General features: G+C 53.7%; 9 tRNA genes. All 9 read right to left on the bottom strand.

The window, feature by feature from the left end:
- Positions 1-73: transfer RNA gene (locus tag IRY55_RS13345), tRNA-Ala, on the bottom strand.
- A 7-nt stretch (positions 74-80) separates the two neighbouring features.
- A tRNA-Pro gene (locus IRY55_RS13340) sits at positions 81-157 on the bottom strand.
- Positions 158-176: 19 nt separating this feature from the next.
- Positions 177-253, bottom strand: a tRNA-Arg gene (locus tag IRY55_RS13335).
- A 6-nt stretch (positions 254-259) separates the two neighbouring features.
- Positions 260-348 (bottom strand) — tRNA-Leu (locus IRY55_RS13330).
- 7 nt (positions 349-355) lie between these two features.
- Positions 356-430 (bottom strand) — tRNA-Gly (locus tag IRY55_RS13325).
- A gap of 14 nt (positions 431-444) precedes the next feature.
- Positions 445-526 (bottom strand) — tRNA-Leu (locus IRY55_RS13320).
- 25 nt (positions 527-551) lie between these two features.
- A tRNA-Lys gene (locus IRY55_RS13315) sits at positions 552-627 on the bottom strand.
- 7 nt (positions 628-634) lie between these two features.
- Positions 635-710 (bottom strand) — tRNA-Thr (locus IRY55_RS13310).
- 8 nt (positions 711-718) lie between these two features.
- A tRNA-Val gene (locus tag IRY55_RS13305) sits at positions 719-794 on the bottom strand.
- Position 795: the final 1 nt, after the last annotated feature.

Below are 795 nucleotides of genomic sequence, written 5' to 3'. Positions count from 1 at the left end.
TGGAGCCTAGCGGGATCGAACCGCTGACCTCCTGCGTGCAAGGCAGGCGCTCTCCCAGCTGAGCTAAGGCCCCTAAATAATGGTCGGGAAGACAGGATTCGAACCTGCGACCCCATGGTCCCAAACCATGTGCTCTACCAAGCTGAGCTACTTCCCGACTTCTTTATAAATTATAATGGCGCGCCCGAGAGGAGTCGAACCCCTAACCTCTTGATCCGTAGTCAAGCGCTCTATCCAATTGAGCTACGGGCGCTAATAGTGGTGCCGAGAACCGGAATCGAACCGGTACGGTAGTCACCTACCGCAGGATTTTAAGTCCTGTGCGTCTGCCAGTTCCGCCACCCCGGCACTATTATGGAGCGGAAGACGGGATTCGAACCCGCGACCCCAACCTTGGCAAGGTTGTATTCTACCACTGAACTACTTCCGCGAAATGATTACAAATGCGGGTGAAGGGAGTCGAACCCCCACGCCCGAAGGCACTAGATCCTAAGTCTAGCGTGTCTGCCAGTTCCACCACACCCGCTTACTTGCGGACATTTCGTGAAAAATGGTGAGCCATACAGGATTCGAACCTGTGACCCTCTGATTAAAAGTCAGATGCTCTACCAACTGAGCTAATGGCTCTTTAAAGTGGTGCCGGCGAAAGGAGTTGAACCCTCGACCTACTGATTACAAGTCAGTTGCTCTACCAACTGAGCTACACCGGCATAAAATATGGTGGAGGATGACGGGTTCGAACCGCCGACCCCCTGCTTGTAAGGCAGGTGCTCTCCCAGCTGAGCTAATCCTCCA

The organism is Savagea serpentis (assembly GCF_015351395.1).
GTDB classification, from domain to species: Bacteria; Bacillota; Bacilli; order Bacillales_A; family Planococcaceae; genus Savagea; species Savagea serpentis.
The sequence above is the reverse complement of the archived record's forward strand: the minus strand, read 5'-3'. Positions and strand labels throughout refer to the sequence as shown.